This window comes from Rheinheimera tilapiae, assembly GCF_042432165.1.
In the GTDB taxonomy this organism is placed as follows: domain Bacteria; phylum Pseudomonadota; class Gammaproteobacteria; order Enterobacterales; family Alteromonadaceae; genus Pararheinheimera; species Pararheinheimera tilapiae.
This window is the reverse complement of sequence record NZ_JBHLXP010000005.1, coordinates 699,504-712,812: the sequence shown is the minus strand read 5'-3', so window position 1 is coordinate 712,812 and position 13,309 is coordinate 699,504. Positions and strand designations below refer to the sequence as shown.

The 13,309-nt window shown below is 51.6% G+C and carries 16 protein-coding genes and 5 tRNA genes; 14 read left to right on the top strand and 7 right to left on the bottom strand.

Features of this window, described 5'->3' with window-relative positions:
• Positions 1-244: 244 nt before the first annotated feature.
• Entirely contained in the window at positions 245-1,906 is a 1,662-nt protein-coding gene (gene ettA / locus ACFFJP_RS19640) for an energy-dependent translational throttle protein EttA (protein WP_377248395.1), read from the bottom strand.
• 42 nt (positions 1,907-1,948) lie between these two features.
• Positions 1,949-2,098 (bottom strand): hypothetical protein, encoded by a 150-nt coding sequence (locus tag ACFFJP_RS19635; protein WP_377248392.1) that lies wholly within the window; start codon positions 2,096-2,098, stop codon positions 1,949-1,951.
• On the opposite strand from ACFFJP_RS19635, the gene ACFFJP_RS19630 reads away from it, so the two are divergent.
• Positions 2,097-2,450 (top strand): DUF2750 domain-containing protein, encoded by a 354-nt coding sequence (locus ACFFJP_RS19630; protein ID WP_377248389.1) that lies wholly within the window; start codon positions 2,097-2,099, stop codon positions 2,448-2,450. The genes ACFFJP_RS19635 and ACFFJP_RS19630 overlap by 2 nt on opposite strands.
• A gap of 62 nt (positions 2,451-2,512) precedes the next feature.
• Here ACFFJP_RS19630 and ACFFJP_RS19625 read toward each other — a convergent pair whose 3' ends face one another.
• The gene (locus ACFFJP_RS19625; RefSeq protein ID WP_377248386.1) at positions 2,513-3,289 is read right to left on the bottom strand and encodes a polyphosphate kinase 2 family protein; all 777 of its coding nucleotides are present in this window, start codon (positions 3,287-3,289) and stop codon (positions 2,513-2,515) included.
• Positions 3,290-3,430: 141 nt separating this feature from the next.
• Between ACFFJP_RS19625 and ACFFJP_RS19620 the strand changes: the two genes are divergently transcribed.
• Genes ACFFJP_RS19620 through ACFFJP_RS19610 form a run of 3 tightly spaced genes read left to right on the top strand, consistent with a single transcriptional unit; the run spans position 3,431 to position 5,389 of the window.
• On the top strand, positions 3,431-4,030 hold the full coding sequence (locus tag ACFFJP_RS19620) for a PepSY-associated TM helix domain-containing protein (RefSeq protein ID WP_377248383.1): 600 nt from the start codon (positions 3,431-3,433) through the stop codon (positions 4,028-4,030).
• A 32-nt stretch (positions 4,031-4,062) separates the two neighbouring features.
• Positions 4,063-4,557, top strand: a complete 495-nt coding sequence (locus tag ACFFJP_RS19615) for a DUF2271 domain-containing protein (protein WP_377248380.1) — start codon at positions 4,063-4,065, stop codon at positions 4,555-4,557.
• A gap of 31 nt (positions 4,558-4,588) precedes the next feature.
• Positions 4,589-5,389: a DUF4198 domain-containing protein gene (locus tag ACFFJP_RS19610; protein ID WP_377248377.1), complete on the top strand. Its 801-nt coding sequence runs from the start codon at positions 4,589-4,591 to the stop codon at positions 5,387-5,389.
• Positions 5,390-5,474: 85 nt separating this feature from the next.
• On the opposite strand, the gene ACFFJP_RS19605 is transcribed toward ACFFJP_RS19610, so the two are convergent.
• Complete coding sequence (locus ACFFJP_RS19605) at positions 5,475-5,678, bottom strand: PA3496 family putative envelope integrity protein (protein ID WP_208932464.1); 204 nt, start codon at positions 5,676-5,678, stop codon at positions 5,475-5,477.
• Between the two features lie 267 nt (positions 5,679-5,945).
• Between ACFFJP_RS19605 and ACFFJP_RS19600 the strand changes: the two genes are divergently transcribed.
• Positions 5,946-6,503, top strand: coding sequence for a glutathione peroxidase (locus tag ACFFJP_RS19600; RefSeq protein ID WP_377248374.1), 558 nt, complete (start codon positions 5,946-5,948; stop codon positions 6,501-6,503).
• A 134-nt stretch (positions 6,504-6,637) separates the two neighbouring features.
• On the opposite strand, the gene ACFFJP_RS19595 is transcribed toward ACFFJP_RS19600, so the two are convergent.
• Positions 6,638-7,402: a glycosyltransferase family 25 protein gene (locus tag ACFFJP_RS19595; protein ID WP_377248371.1), complete on the bottom strand. Its 765-nt coding sequence runs from the start codon at positions 7,400-7,402 to the stop codon at positions 6,638-6,640.
• A gap of 165 nt (positions 7,403-7,567) precedes the next feature.
• On the opposite strand from ACFFJP_RS19595, the gene ACFFJP_RS19590 reads away from it, so the two are divergent.
• Complete coding sequence (locus ACFFJP_RS19590; protein WP_377248368.1) at positions 7,568-8,311, top strand: sulfite exporter TauE/SafE family protein; 744 nt, start codon at positions 7,568-7,570, stop codon at positions 8,309-8,311.
• Between the two features lie 73 nt (positions 8,312-8,384).
• Positions 8,385-8,600 (top strand): YgaP family membrane protein, encoded by a 216-nt coding sequence (locus tag ACFFJP_RS19585; protein WP_377248365.1) that lies wholly within the window; start codon positions 8,385-8,387, stop codon positions 8,598-8,600.
• Between the two features lie 52 nt (positions 8,601-8,652).
• Here the strand turns inward: ACFFJP_RS19585 and rnhA are convergent, their stop codons facing one another.
• The gene (gene rnhA / locus ACFFJP_RS19580; protein ID WP_377248362.1) at positions 8,653-9,120 is read right to left on the bottom strand and encodes a ribonuclease HI; all 468 of its coding nucleotides are present in this window, start codon (positions 9,118-9,120) and stop codon (positions 8,653-8,655) included.
• A 65-nt stretch (positions 9,121-9,185) separates the two neighbouring features.
• Here rnhA and dnaQ point away from each other — a divergent pair, with 65 nt between their 5' ends.
• From dnaQ to ACFFJP_RS19545, 7 genes are all read left to right on the top strand, one after another.
• A complete protein-coding gene (dnaQ, locus tag ACFFJP_RS19575) occupies positions 9,186-9,887 on the top strand; it encodes a DNA polymerase III subunit epsilon (RefSeq protein ID WP_377248359.1) in 702 nt (233 codons plus the stop codon).
• On the top strand, positions 9,875-11,371 hold the full coding sequence (locus ACFFJP_RS19570; protein WP_377248356.1) for a TIGR03503 family protein: 1,497 nt from the start codon (positions 9,875-9,877) through the stop codon (positions 11,369-11,371). The genes dnaQ and ACFFJP_RS19570 overlap by 13 nt, the downstream gene beginning before the upstream one ends.
• Positions 11,372-11,477: 106 nt before the next feature.
• Positions 11,478-11,554 (top strand) — tRNA-Asp (locus ACFFJP_RS19565).
• Between the two features lie 17 nt (positions 11,555-11,571).
• Positions 11,572-11,648, top strand: a tRNA-Asp gene (locus ACFFJP_RS19560).
• A 17-nt stretch (positions 11,649-11,665) separates the two neighbouring features.
• Positions 11,666-11,742: transfer RNA gene (locus ACFFJP_RS19555), tRNA-Asp, on the top strand.
• Positions 11,743-11,766: 24 nt separating this feature from the next.
• Positions 11,767-11,843, top strand: a tRNA-Asp gene (locus ACFFJP_RS19550).
• 42 nt (positions 11,844-11,885) lie between these two features.
• Positions 11,886-11,962, top strand: a tRNA-Asp gene (locus tag ACFFJP_RS19545).
• 129 nt (positions 11,963-12,091) lie between these two features.
• Here the strand turns inward: ACFFJP_RS19545 and hmpA are convergent.
• Positions 12,092-13,291: an NO-inducible flavohemoprotein gene (gene hmpA / locus ACFFJP_RS19540; protein WP_377248353.1), complete on the bottom strand. Its 1,200-nt coding sequence runs from the start codon at positions 13,289-13,291 to the stop codon at positions 12,092-12,094.
• Between the last annotated feature and the right edge of the window lie 18 nt (positions 13,292-13,309).

Below are 13,309 nucleotides of genomic sequence, written 5' to 3'. Positions count from 1 at the left end.
GATGCACGATTTGTTTTTCTGAGTTGCGTTACATGCTGGCGTGAAGCGAAGCTCGAAATATAAAATCGAACCCGATAGTACCTTTTACGGGGTGATAAGTAAAATAGTTGATTTATTTGTAATTAAGGTGAGTTAAATATGTTTATATGGCTTGTGCTGTAGTTTAAACAGTAACTCCCAAATAACTGAGACAAAAAAATCCCTGCCGAAGCAGGGATTTTTAACGTTAACCAATCTGTGCTGTTTAAATCTTCTTGTACTTGATCCGGTGCGGTTCGGCAGCTTGGGCGCCGTAAGTTGCTTTCAACCAGGTCTCGTAGTCGGAATAGTTGCCTTCGAAGAAATTCACTTTGCCTTCGTCACGGTAATCGAGGATATGCGTGGCGATGCGGTCAAGGAACCAGCGGTCGTGCGAGATCACCATGGCGCAGCCCGGGAAATCCAGGATAGCATTTTCTAAAGCGCGCAGTGTTTCCACGTCCAAATCGTTGGTTGGTTCATCGAGCAGCAACATATTGCCGCCGGCTTTAAGCAGTGCCGCTAAGTGCACACGGTTACGCTCACCACCGGACAGTTCGCCGATAAACTTCTGCTGATCGTTGCCTTTGAAGTTAAAACGGCCGACATAAGCCCGGCTTGGGATCGTGAAGCTACCGATCTGCAGCATGTCCTGGCCGTTAGAAATTTCCTGCCAGACGGTATTTTTCGGGTTCATGCTGTCGCGGAACTGGTCGACACTCGCCAGCTGCACCGTTTCACCGACTTCAATAGTGCCGGCATCCGGTTGTTCTGCGCCGCTGATCATGCGGAACAGCGTCGATTTACCGGCACCGTTGGCACCGATAATGCCGACGATGGCGCCTTTTGGCACGCTAAAGCTTAAATCGTCAATCAACACGCGGTCGCCATAAGATTTGCGCAGATTTTTCACTTCCAGCACTTTGTCGCCTAAACGAGGTCCTGGCGGAATGAATAACTCGTTGGTTTCGTTGCGTTTCTGGAAGTCCTGGCTTTGCAGTTCTTCAAAACGCGCCATCCGCGCCTTGGATTTGGCATGGCGGCCTTTTGGATTGGTGCGCACCCATTCCAGTTCTTGCTTGATGGAACGCTGGCGGGCGTTTTCGGTTTTCTCTTCCAGCTGCAGACGGGCATCTTTTTGTTCCAGCCAGCTGGAGTAGTTGCCTTGCCATGGAATACCTTCGCCGCGGTCCAGTTCTAAGATCCAGCCGGCGACGTTGTCGAGGAAATAACGGTCGTGCGTGATGGCGACGACGGTACCGGTGTAATCGTGCAGGAAGCGCTCCAGCCAGGCGACAGATTCAGCATCTAAGTGGTTGGTTGGTTCGTCCAGCAGCAACATGTCTGGTTTTTCCAGTAACAGGCGGCAAATGGCGACACGGCGGCGTTCACCACCGGATAACACTTTGATTTCGGCATCCCATGGCGGCAGACGCAGTGCGTCGGCGGCGCGTTCTAAAATATTGTCGAGGTTGTGACCGTCTTTGGCCTGAATAATCGCTTCCAGTTCGCCTTGCTCACGGGCCAGGGCATCAAAATCTGCGTTCTCGTCAGCATAAGCCGCGTACACGGCATCAAGCCGGCTGAAAGCGTTTTTCACGTCGGCGACGGCTTCTTCCACCACTTCACGCACGGTTTTGCTCATATCGAGCACCGGCTCCTGTGGCAGGTAACCAATGTTGATGCCGGCTAATGGTTTGGCTTCGCCGTCAAACTCGGTATCAACGCCGGCCATAATACGCAGCAGCGAAGATTTACCTGAACCGTTGAGACCCAACACGCCGATTTTGGCGCCTGGGAAAAACGATAATGAAATGTCTTTTAAAATCGTACGCTTAGGTGGAACCACCTTCGACATCCGATACATTGAATAAATGTACTGAGCCATGGTTGGAGCTGTCCCTTCAGGAAGAATGTTGCGAATTGTACGTCATTTTTTTCTCCGGCGGGAACCTTGCACCCAGACAAAATCACCATGCAGTGAAAAAAATCCGATGCCAAGCAGCGCAGCTTCTGGGATAATCGAAAAAGCACTGCCGGACATTCCCGTTTCGGTAACACAACACAGGACTTCAATCATGGCTGAATATGCACACGATCCGGTATTTCAGGGCTTTATCGCCGAAGCGCGCTCAGAAGCACAAGTTTGGGTACTGGCACATGGCGAAGATTTACTGGTCGTGGAATCAGTAGAATTTGAAGACACCGACGTGATGCCGTTCTGGTCAAATGAAGCTGCAGCTCAGGCTCATTGCAATGAAGAATGGGCAGAATACAAACCTGAAGCCATCCCGCTGGATATTTTCTGTGACGGCTGGTTAAAAGAAATGTACGACGACGGCGTGTTGATCGGCACGAACTGGGACAGCGAGTTAAATGGCCCGGAAGTGGAACCACGCGAAATTCTCGAAGCGTTGTCACAGCTGCAATAATTGCCAGTTGTTTTGCGAAAACCCGGTCCTGACCGGGTTTTGTCGTTTCTGGCCATTGCAGTTTATGCGTTGTGATCTGAAGCGTCGCTGTGGGGGCTGGTGCCGGCAAAAAAAGTCGTGACTGCTGCCGGTAGTAGGGGTGGCGTCATACTCAGGTTTTTACTGAATTCTTGCTGTAATAACTGAAATACCGCCAGACGAGCCTGATCTTTATCATTGGCATCTATCAGCTGCCAGGGCGCGTGTCGTGTCGAAGTACGGGTAAACATTTCGTCACGGGCCAGCACATAATCTTCCCAGCGCGCGCGGTTACGGATGTCTTCTGCGGTCAGCTTCCATTGTTTTGCCGGATCCTGATAGCGTTCGGTAAAACGTTTGAGTTGGGTTTCCGCGCTGATATCCAGCCAAATTTTCACCAGCACAAAGCCTTCTTGCTGCAAAGTCTGTTCAAAGGCATTGATTTGATCGTACGCACGCAGCCAAACCTCCGGCGTTGCCAGCTGTTCCACCCGTTCGACTAACACCCGGCCATACCAGGACCGGTCAAACACCGCCCAATGGCCTTGTTGTGGCACCCGTTGCCAAAAGCGCTGCAGCCAATGCTGGGTGCGTTCCGGTTCATTGGGCGCATTCGTCGGCCAGACATGCAACCAGCGCGGATCCAGACACCAGCCCAGCCGGCGGATGATCCCGCCTTTGCCGGCCGCATCCGGTCCTTCCAGCACCACTACAGCACCGCGTTGCTGGCGGCTCATTGCTTGTTGCAACAACACCAGTTGATGCTGCAGGGCTGCCAGTTGTTGTTCAGCATCCTGGCGCGAATTCTTTTTACCCGACATCTGGATTTCCTTGTCAAAAAGCTCAGCTTGCAGTGTGGCAGAGATCGAATTTTTTTTCCGGAACAGTTTGATTGCTGCTCTATTGCAAATAAGAATGAATCTCAGTAACATTCAGCCAATTGAAAAACGGAGTGAAAGCTGTTGTCGCGTGTTCTGCGTTGGTTACATATCTATGTCTCGATGACCGTGCTGGTGGTGTTTGTATTTTTTGCCCTGACCGGCATCACGCTGAATCATCCGGACTGGCAGCTTGACGCTGGCAAACAAAGCGACAGCCGACAGCTGCAATTACCAGCCGCGCTGACAGGCCTTGAATTCAGCGCTGATCAGCTGCAGCAGGCAGAACAGGCTAAACAAATCGCTGATTGGCTGCGGGCGGAACATCAGATCCAAGGCGCCGTGTTTGCGTTTAGTTATGACCCGGATGAGCAACTACTTGAGCTCGACTTTAAACAACCCGCCGGTTTTGCCAATGCCCAAATTGCGCTGGACAGCGGGGTCGTGGAGCTGACGGCTGAGTTTGGTGGTTATCTGGCGCTGCTGAATGATTTGCATAAAGGCCGTTATGCCGGCACTGCGTGGAAATGGCTGATTGATGTGGTCGCCATCGCTTGTCTGGTATTTGCGCTGAGCGGCTTTTATTTGTTGTGGCGCCAGCCGGCGCGACGTTGGCTGGGTGTGCAATGTGCACTGACCGGCGCCGGTGTGATGTTGTTGGTTTATCTGGCGGCCCTGCATTAACAGGCTGTCTTTTTACAGAGGTTGGGGATTTGATGAGAAAAGTCAGCTTGGCGCTGGTGTTGCTGTCCGGTCTGGTTTTACCGGCAACAGCCAGCGAACTGGAGATCGCACTGCAACTGCCAAAGATCAGTGAAGGCCAATACCATCGGCCTTATGTTGCGGTATGGGTGGAAGACAGTAGCGAAAAATCGGTACGTCTGATTGAGATCTGGCGGGAAAAACCGGATTGGATCAAAGATTTACGCCGTTTCTGGCGTAAAACTGGTCGCGCGGACCAGCCGCTGGTCGACGCCCGTACCGGCGCCACTAAAGGCCCGGGCCAATATCAGCTGCGTTGGGACGGCAAAGACGATCAGGGCGTTGCAGTACCAAACGGCGAATATCAGCTGGTGATTGAAGCGGCACGTGAACATGGTGGCCGTCAGCTGGTGAAGCAGAAATTTAATTGGGACGGCACTGCCGTTGCCGTCAGTGTCGCCGCCGGTAACGAGATCGGTCAGGTGCAGCTCAGCCGCAAAGCGCCTTGAGTCTACCGCTTTACAACAAAGGAAATTCACAATGAAAACAGTTCGTTTACTGACGTTGACTTCATTATTCGCTGCCTCGACAGCGCTGGCGCATACGATGAATGTGCTGCCAAGCCACTATGTCCAGTCAAAAACCGGTGGTTTTGTCACCGTCGATCTGTTTGCCAGCAATATGACGTTTCAGGCTGATAAAGGCGTTGGCGTAGAAGGCTTTAAAGTGGTATTACCGGATGGCTCCATCGCGAAACCAACGGCGGCTGTGCAGGGCAAACGTAAGTCGATTGCCGATGTTGAACTGGCAGTTGCCGGCACCTACCGACTGGAAATGGGCGGTCAGCCGCGTTATTTCACCAGTTACAAAGTGGGTGGTGAGCAGAAACGTCTGATGGGTGACAAGCAAAAAGCAGCGAAAGAGCTGCCAAAAGATGCGACTGACGTGGTGACTACCCAAGGCCGCAATCGCGCCTTGGCGTTTGTCACCGTCAACGCCCCAACCGACGCTGTACTGAAAACGACAGGCCAGGGCTTGGAATTCAGTTTTGACCGGCACCCGGCAGATATCGTCGCCGGTGAAGCGGTTACCGTGACTTTGACGCTCAATGGCAAACCGGTTGAAGGCATCAAAGCGGACCTGTCTTTTGATGGTGAGTTATACCGCAATGATCCGGCGCGCCAGCATCTGGTGACAGATAAAGCGGGTCAATTTAGTTTCACCCCTGCTAATGCGGGTCGTTACCTGCTGGAAGCGTCTACTGAAGCGCCGCTGAAATCAGAGAAAGCGGATAAGATCCGGGAAGGTTTTACCCTGAGTTTTGAAGCGGCGTTACCGTAACGTCTTCATTTGCGAGATAAAAAAAGAGGAGCAAGCTCCTCTTTTTAAGCAGCGGTCTGAAGACACAGGCCGCTGTTTCTGCCGGTTAACCGACCAGGTCGATTTCCAGCTCGTCTTCGTCGTCCAAATCCAACATCTGCCGTAAGCGTTTTTGCTCCATCAGATCATCGATCCGACGTCTGGCTTCAGTTTTATGTTTGTTTTTAGCATCTTTATTGCTGATCTTTGCCAGCTTGATGTCGGCGCCCGCATCGGCAGTGCCATAGTCCCCTGCAATCATTTCGGCCATATTTTGTGACTTCCCTGGGTTATTCTTTTTTCAAGCCGCCATCGTTTTAGTCCTATTTCAGAGACTGCTAAAGAGATATATTTTTATCGTCATAATAAAAATATTAAATCGATGCGCTAAGTAGTTGCTCTTTATCGCAGTTCAGCTTGCGCTGGTCGGATCCATCTTCAGATCTGCCGGATCGTTCGGTTGAAATTTAAACAGTGACGGATCGCAGTGACGATCTTTTTTTGCGATTCAGCGTATCATCAGAAAAAAGGAGGATTTATGCGTGCTTTAAAATTAGTGTCGTTGTTTTCTTTATTTGGTTTGAGTCTGGTCAGTGGTCAAGCGGCCGCGGCACAATGTGGTGACGTGCTGAATCACTCGATGCAGCAACTGCGCACGAAAGAAACCGTTGATTTATGTGAGTCCTATCAGGACAAAACACTGTTGATCGTCAATACCGCAAGTAAATGTGGTTTTACACCGCAATTCAAAGCGTTACAGGCTCTGTCTGAGAAATATGCCAGCAAAGGCCTGGTGGTATTAGGCTTCCCGTCTGACGATTTCATGCAGGAACATAACGACGAAGCCAAGACGGCGGAAGTTTGTTATATCAACTATGGTGTGAAGTTCCCAATGTTCTCCACCAGCCCGGTGCGCGGTGACGATGCCAACCCGGTGTTTAAAGCACTGATCGCCAAAACCGGTGAAAAGCCAAGCTGGAACTTTAACAAGTATCTGGTGAGTAAAGGCGAAACCACGGTCAAACATTTTGGCAGTAAAGTAAGTCCGGATGACCCGGCATTTATCGCTGAAGTAGAAAAGATGCTGGCACAGTAGTATTACCATGATCGATGAAAAAGCCCGCAACGATCGCGGGCTTTTTTCTGGTCAATTGCATTGCTATCACACATAAAAGTTCTGAAATAGCTATTTCAAATCTGACGAGTGACCAGTCGGCCAGCCACAGCATGCTATTTGAATTTGACCAGATCCAGGTCACCGGACTGATAGCGCCAGCGCTGCCATACGACCTGTAAGCGATACTTCAGATTGCGCAGCGCTGTGGTGTCGCCCTTGCGGGTGCCGCCGCTGATTTGATTGATCACGCTATCGAATTTGCTGGATGGCCAAATGGTGTAGGGCAGCAGTGAAAACAACTGTAGATCTAGTTCGGCGCCGAACTGCAGGTCTAAGTCGACCGGGCGAAAAAACTTGTTGCGTTGCAGCATTTTCCGGGCGCCACTTTGGCTGATGGCATAACCGGTTGCACAGTTTGGAACCCGTTTAAAATTGACCAGTTCAAAACCATCACCGACTGCTTTGCGGCTAAAGGCCGGCGTGTCCCGGTCGTCTGACAATTTGATATGGTCCCAACCATCCAGCTTGTTGATTTGTCCCAGTGCTGCGGCAAACCGGGCTTCAACATCAATGTCATCTTCCAGCACAATCGCGACATCAATATTCTGATCAACCATCAACTGCCAGACGCCGCGATGTGATAAATAGCAGCCAATTTCGCCCGGAGACAAAGAGCGGCGAAAATACTGTTGGTTAGCAGTTTTGTCATAACAGGCATCCACTTCTGTAGTGCTCAGATCTTTGCCATAAACCCCGCGAAAGCGCTGTGCACTGATGCCAAGAGCTTGCAGTTGCTGTTCTGCGTGCTGATAACGCTCAGGGGAGCTGTCGAGGTTGATGATAAACACGGGGATCTGATCGATAGCGGATTGGGTCATGAATAGTCCTGCGACAAAATGCAAAAGTGCTAGTGTAAGCAAATTAAACCACGCACTCCACGTAATTTACGTCCCGCTTATTTTGCGTGGCTTGAGTTCTGTAAAGCACTGCCTTACTATTGAATTTAGTTATTAGTATAGAACTTAAAGAAATAAGGAGCGCCCATGAGCTGGGGAATGCCATTGTTGGCAGCTTTGCTGATCGGGCTGACGCTTGGGCTATTTGGCTCTGGTGGTTCTATTCTGACGGTACCTGTACTGATCTTTTTGCTGGATATGCCGGAGAAGCTGGCAATCAGCACCGCGCTTGGCATTGTTGCACTGATTAGTCTTGGCGCAGTGACCCCTTATTTGTGGCGCCGTCAGGTCGCAGGGAAACTGCTGGCGCAGCTTGCTCTGCCCGGCATTATGGGCGCTGCAGCCGGCGGTTATGCCAGTCAATGGCTGCCGGCGCTGTTGCAGTTGATCGTGCTCGCGACCCTGATGCTCGTTGCCAGCCTGAATATGTGGCGCAGCCAACCGCTGCAGGTGCGGTTGCAACAGCAGTGGCAGGTGATGCTGGCAGGGACTGCTTTAGGCTTGATCACAGGTCTGATTGGCGTCGGCGGCGGTTTTTTGCTGGTGCCATTGTTGTTAGCGATCAGTGATTTACCATCTCAGCGGGTAGTCGCAACCAGTCTGGCTTTGGTGTTTTTGCAAAGTTGCAGCGGTTTTATCAGTATGTGGTGGAGCCAACCTTTGCTGAGGCCGGATCTATCGCTGGTCGGCAGTTTCGGTTTGATTGGTGTGGTGGGGAGTCTGGTTGGTCTGATGGTGCTGCAATACTTACCGCAGCAGAAATTCCGGCGCGGCTTCGCATTATTTTTACCGGTACTGGCCATAGCCTTATTGTTACAGCATTGGCAGTAAGCACGAAGCTAACGCACAGACAATACAAGTTTTATCGTTTATATTAGAATTAATTAATTTAATGGAGGTGGTTATGACTGTCGAAAGAGCGTTATTAGTGTTTGCGGGAAGTATGGTGTTGCTATCTGTCGTACTGACGTATTTTGTTCACCCGAACTTTGTCTGGCTGACCGTTTTTGTTGGTGCCAACATGGTTCAGAGCGCTTTTACCGGTTTTTGTCCGGCGGTGATGGTGATGAAGAAGTTAGGCATGCAAACAGAAGCACAACAAGCCTGCTCAGTGCGGTGAGTATCAGCGTGCTGACAGGCTTTGTCTGAACCGGCTTGTTGGGAAAGGTAAATCAGGTCCGGCTGAACCCCGGATCTGGTTGTGTGGCCTGACTGGTTGCTGCTTCACGCGCCAGTACATCACAACGTTCGTTTTCAGGATGGCCGGCATGACCTTTGACCCAATGCCAGCGGATCTCGTGCGGTTGGCAGGCGGCATCCAATCTTTGCCATAAATCTTTGTTTTTGACCGGTTCTTTGGCGGCGGTGCGCCAGTTATTGCGCTTCCAGTTCACCAGCCATTGCGTGATGCCTTGACGAACATACTGACTGTCGGTTGAGATATCAATTGAGCAAGGGCGTTTGAGGCTTTCCAGAGCAGCAATGGCTGCCATCAGTTCCATCCGGTTATTGGTGGTCTCAATAAAACCACCGGATAACTCTTTGAGATGCTGCTGGTATTTCATCACCACACCATATCCACCAGGGCCCGGATTGCCGAGGCAGGAGCCATCGGTGTAGATTTCAACAGTTTTATGCATCAAGGCTTCCCAGCGTTAAAAACGGCGTATACTCTAGCGCAAAAAGCGCTGAAAAACGATTCTTCATGGCAAAACGTCAGATCATCCTCGATACCGAAACCACAGGTATCAACCCGCAGGAAGGGCACCGCATCATTGAGATCGGTTGTGTTGAGATGTTCAACCGTCGCCTGACTGGCAATAACTTCCATGTGTATTTAAACCCGGACCGGTTTATTGAGCAGGAAGCGATTAATATCCACGGCATCACCAACGAATTTGTCGCTGACAAACAGCGTTTTCGTGACATCGCCCAGCAGTTTTTTGACTACGTTCAGGGCGCTGAGCTGGTGATCCACAATGCCGCGTTTGACGTCGGCTTTATCAATCACGAATTTAAGTTACTGGCTGCGCCATTGCCGCCGGTCGACAGCGTCTGCGCGATCCTCGATACGCTGAAGCTGGCGCGGGATTTACACCCGGGTCAGAAAAACAACCTCGACGCCTTGTGCCGGCGTTACGACATTATCAACAGTCACCGTACTTTCCACGGCGCCTTGCTTGATGCTGAGATCCTGGCAGATGTTTATCTGGCGATGACCGGGGGGCAGGTCAGCCTGAATCTGGCCAATAACAGTGGTAATGAACAAAACAACCAGCAGCAGATCGGCTTGGTGCGTCGCGGTGCGTTAAAAGTGGTCAGTGCGACGGTGGACGAGGTGGCTGCCCATGAAAAACGACTGGATTTAGTGCAGAAAAAAGGTGGGTCTTGCTTGTGGCGCAGTTAAAGTGGTTTTCTCCATTCTTGCTCAGTGTAGTGTTGCTGGCACCGCAAACCCTGGCGCAAACCAGTAAAACTGAAGCAGTTGCAGCACCGGCTGGTGCTGCACCCGCAGAAAAACAAGTGATCACAGAGCTGAAGGATATCGCCGGTACGAATAGCATTCCGCTACTCGGTAACCGCTTTCGTATCGATTTTGCCGTCGACGAAGTGACGCTGGTATTTTTCCGCAAAAAAGGTGCGCCTTCAGTGGTATTAGTGCGGCCGGATGGCAGCAAAGTCTATGCGCGCACGGCGAAAGACAATGGCATGCAGTGGTTTGATGATAAAACCTATGACCTGATCAAAATGACCAAGCCGACACCAGGCCCCTGGCAGGCTATTGGCGAGATCCTGCCGGAAAGCCGGATCATGGTACTGACGGAGATTGGTCTGGATGTGGATACACTGCCAACAGACCTGATGGTTGGCGAAATCTTTAAAGTTACTGCCAGACTTAGCAACGGCGGCAAGCCAGTAAACGTCAAAGATTTTCGCGATATTCTGCAGTTGGATGTTTTGCTGTTCAGTACGCAAAAACCTGGTTATGACAATTCCAATACCACAGTACTGAATTTCACTTCATTTGCTGATGATGGCAAAAATTATGATGAAAGGCCGCGTGACGCTATTTTTACCGGCGAGTTTAATCTCAAAGTCCCGGCCGGTGAATGGTTGCCGAAGTATCTGGTGAAAACACCTTTGTATACACGGGAGCTGATGCAGGACCCGGTGCTGGTGATCCGCACGCCAATCAAAACCGAAGTCGTCGAGAGCCTGTTGCCGGATGAACCGCATCTGGTGACCTATCAGGTCACTGAAGGACCGATCAATCCGGATTCTTTAATAGTGCAGGGGCGGCTGCGTTATCCGAATGGCGAAGTGCAGAGTTTTTCCCTCGGTGAACAACAAGGGGATAAACGGACACTGCGGGTGGCCAATGCCGGTGTCGGTACCTATCGAGTTGAGCAAATGCTGTTTGGCAAAACCAAAACCGGCCGCGAATTTGTCATTAGTATTCCGGAATACACTTTTGCTGCGGTTGGACCGAAGATCGCGGTACCAGAAGTGCCTGCTGCAGAAGCGGCAAAGCCAGCAGATGCAGCCATGGCGAATGCTAGCGGGACAGCCAAAACTGAAACCGAAACTCCGGCAGAGCCGCCGGCTGAGTTTCCACTCGGCTTGGTGATTGGTGTGAACTTGTTGATCCTGATCGGCGGTGGCGGCGCTATTGTGCTGACGATGAACGCGAATGCGCAAAGAACCGTCAGCATGCTGTTGGCTAAACTGAACCCGGCGGCCTTACTGAAGCGGAAAAAAGCTGGTACTGACGATTTGAAGATGGCAACTATGGAACAAAGCTCTGGTGCTGATGGTACCGCAGCGGTGAAAAAATCATCGAAAAACAAAGCCTCTGATGATATTTTAGACCTTTCGTTACCGGATGATTAAGCTTTAATCAGATCCGACAAAAAAGAAGTTGACGGGTCTGGGGCAGAACCGTATTATTCCCGCCGCAACGCAGCATCCCCAACTGATATGCTGTAATGCAAGGCTTGGAGCGGTAGTTCAGTCGGTTAGAATACCGGCCTGTCACGCCGGGGGTCGCGGGTTCGAGTCCCGTCCGCTCCGCCACTTTTCGATGCTTCTTCGGAGCGGTAGTTCAGTCGGTTAGAATACCGGCCTGTCACGCCGGGGGTCGCGGGTTCGAGTCCCGTCCGCTCCGCCACTTTTCGATGCTTCTTCGGAGCGGTAGTTCAGTCGGTTAGAATACCGGCCTGTCACGCCGGGGGTCGCGGGTTCGAGTCCCGTCCGCTCCGCCACTTGCATCGGAAGCTTCTCTGTACGGAGCGGTAGTTCAGTCGGTTAGAATACCGGCCTGTCACGCCGGGGGTCGCGGGTTCGAGTCCCGTCCGCTCCGCCACTACAGAAGCAGTTAGTCCTGAGCAGTAGCTCACTCCAGCGCGGAGCGGTAGTTCAGTCGGTTAGAATACCGGCCTGTCACGCCGGGGGTCGCGGGTTCGAGTCCCGTCCGCTCCGCCACTTTACTGAGCTGAACATCAGTAAAACAATAGCCAGCCAAGTGCTGGTTTTTTTGTGCCTGCAATTCTGCCAAACGTATTGAAACCTCCGCAACGTGAAGCTGCGGAGATTGTGCCAGTTATTTTTCGATCACAACGCCTGATGTGGGCCAAACACCTCATAGTGGATGTTGGTTGCGACGACGCCTAGTTGTAACAGTTGTGTTTTGACAAACTGCATAAACGCAGCCGGACCACACAGATAGAACTGACCTTGTGGTAGCGGCAGCTGATCTTTCAGTGCTCCGAGGTCCATCAATCCGGCGCTGACCAAGCCCGTTTTTAAATCGGCCGTAGTGACCTGCTGATACCAATAATGCCGCTGCAGATTGTCCTGCTGCTGGGCGAGAGTATGTAGCCGGCTGACGAACGAATGCTGAGCGCGATTTTCACAGGCATGTAAAAACCACAGCGGCGTATTCCGGCCCGCGGCGACTATTGTTTCCAACATCGCCAGCATCGGGGTGAGGCCAACACCAGCCGAGATCAGCACCGTCGGCGCTGGCTCTGCTTGCAGATAAAAATCGCCGGCCGGCGGCAATAATTCCAATACATCTCCGACCTTAACCTCGTCATGCAGGTAATTCGACACCAAACCGGGCTGCGGTAAAGTTTCGCGTTTGACGCTGATGCGATAAGTTTGGCCATTTGCTTGATCAGACAGCGAATACTGACGGATCTCGATATTGCTCGCCAACGCCGGTTTCACTTTGACGCCGAGATACTGGCCAGGCAGATAATCCAGCACTGGTTGTCCGTCCACAGGCGCGAATACAAAGCTGCATACCAGCTCGGATTCCATCGTTTTACTGATAACTTTAAAAGGTCTTGGGCCATACCAGCCTCCGGTTGCGCTGCGTTTTTCCGTGTAAAGCTGCTGCTCACGGCCGCTGAGAATGCCGGCCAGAACGGCATAAGCTGCGGTCCAGGCGTCCGCCACTTCAGTATTGAATGCATCAGGTGCCAGTTCTTTGAGCGTGGCGATCAGGTGATGGCCAACAATGTCGTAGTGTTCCGGCTGAATAAACAGGCTGGTATGTTTATTGGCTACCCGTTCCACCACCTCGCGTAGTGTCGCCAGATCATCGATATGCTGCGCATATGACGCTACCGCACTGAACAGCGCAAACTGCTGGCGGCCACTGCGTTGATTACTTTTGTTGAAGATGTCCAGCAGCTCCGGATGGGCATTGAACATGCGATTGTAAAAATATTCAGTCACGGCGACGCCGGCACTTTCCAATAATGGCACTGTGCCCTTAACCAACCGGATCTGTACTTCAGTTAACATAACAACCTCATAGAGTGG

What these genes read in the sequence shown, in the direction of transcription:
- ettA (WP_377248395.1), bottom strand. Translation starts at nt 1,906, where the DNA reads ATGGCTCAGTACATTTATTCAATGTATCGGATGTCGAAGGTGGTTCCA.
- ACFFJP_RS19630 (WP_377248389.1), top strand. Translation starts at nt 2,097, where the DNA reads ATGGCTGAATATGCACACGATCCGGTATTTCAGGGCTTTATCGCCGAA.
- ACFFJP_RS19635 (WP_377248392.1), bottom strand. Translation starts at nt 2,098, where the DNA reads ATGATTGAAGTCCTGTGTTGTGTTACCGAAACGGGAATGTCCGGCAGT.
- ACFFJP_RS19625 (WP_377248386.1), bottom strand. Translation starts at nt 3,289, where the DNA reads ATGTCGGGTAAAAAGAATTCGCGCCAGGATGCTGAACAACAACTGGCA.
- ACFFJP_RS19615 (WP_377248380.1), top strand. Translation starts at nt 4,063, where the DNA reads ATGAGAAAAGTCAGCTTGGCGCTGGTGTTGCTGTCCGGTCTGGTTTTA.
- ACFFJP_RS19610 (WP_377248377.1), top strand. Translation starts at nt 4,589, where the DNA reads ATGAAAACAGTTCGTTTACTGACGTTGACTTCATTATTCGCTGCCTCG.
- ACFFJP_RS19605 (WP_208932464.1), bottom strand. Translation starts at nt 5,678, where the DNA reads ATGGCCGAAATGATTGCAGGGGACTATGGCACTGCCGATGCGGGCGCC.
- ACFFJP_RS19600 (WP_377248374.1), top strand. Translation starts at nt 5,946, where the DNA reads ATGCGTGCTTTAAAATTAGTGTCGTTGTTTTCTTTATTTGGTTTGAGT.
- ACFFJP_RS19595 (WP_377248371.1), bottom strand. Translation starts at nt 7,402, where the DNA reads ATGACCCAATCCGCTATCGATCAGATCCCCGTGTTTATCATCAACCTC.
- ACFFJP_RS19590 (WP_377248368.1), top strand. Translation starts at nt 7,568, where the DNA reads ATGAGCTGGGGAATGCCATTGTTGGCAGCTTTGCTGATCGGGCTGACG.
- ACFFJP_RS19585 (WP_377248365.1), top strand. Translation starts at nt 8,385, where the DNA reads ATGACTGTCGAAAGAGCGTTATTAGTGTTTGCGGGAAGTATGGTGTTG.
- rnhA (WP_377248362.1), bottom strand. Translation starts at nt 9,120, where the DNA reads ATGCATAAAACTGTTGAAATCTACACCGATGGCTCCTGCCTCGGCAAT.
- dnaQ (WP_377248359.1), top strand. Translation starts at nt 9,186, where the DNA reads ATGGCAAAACGTCAGATCATCCTCGATACCGAAACCACAGGTATCAAC.
- hmpA (WP_377248353.1), bottom strand. Translation starts at nt 13,291, where the DNA reads ATGTTAACTGAAGTACAGATCCGGTTGGTTAAGGGCACAGTGCCATTA.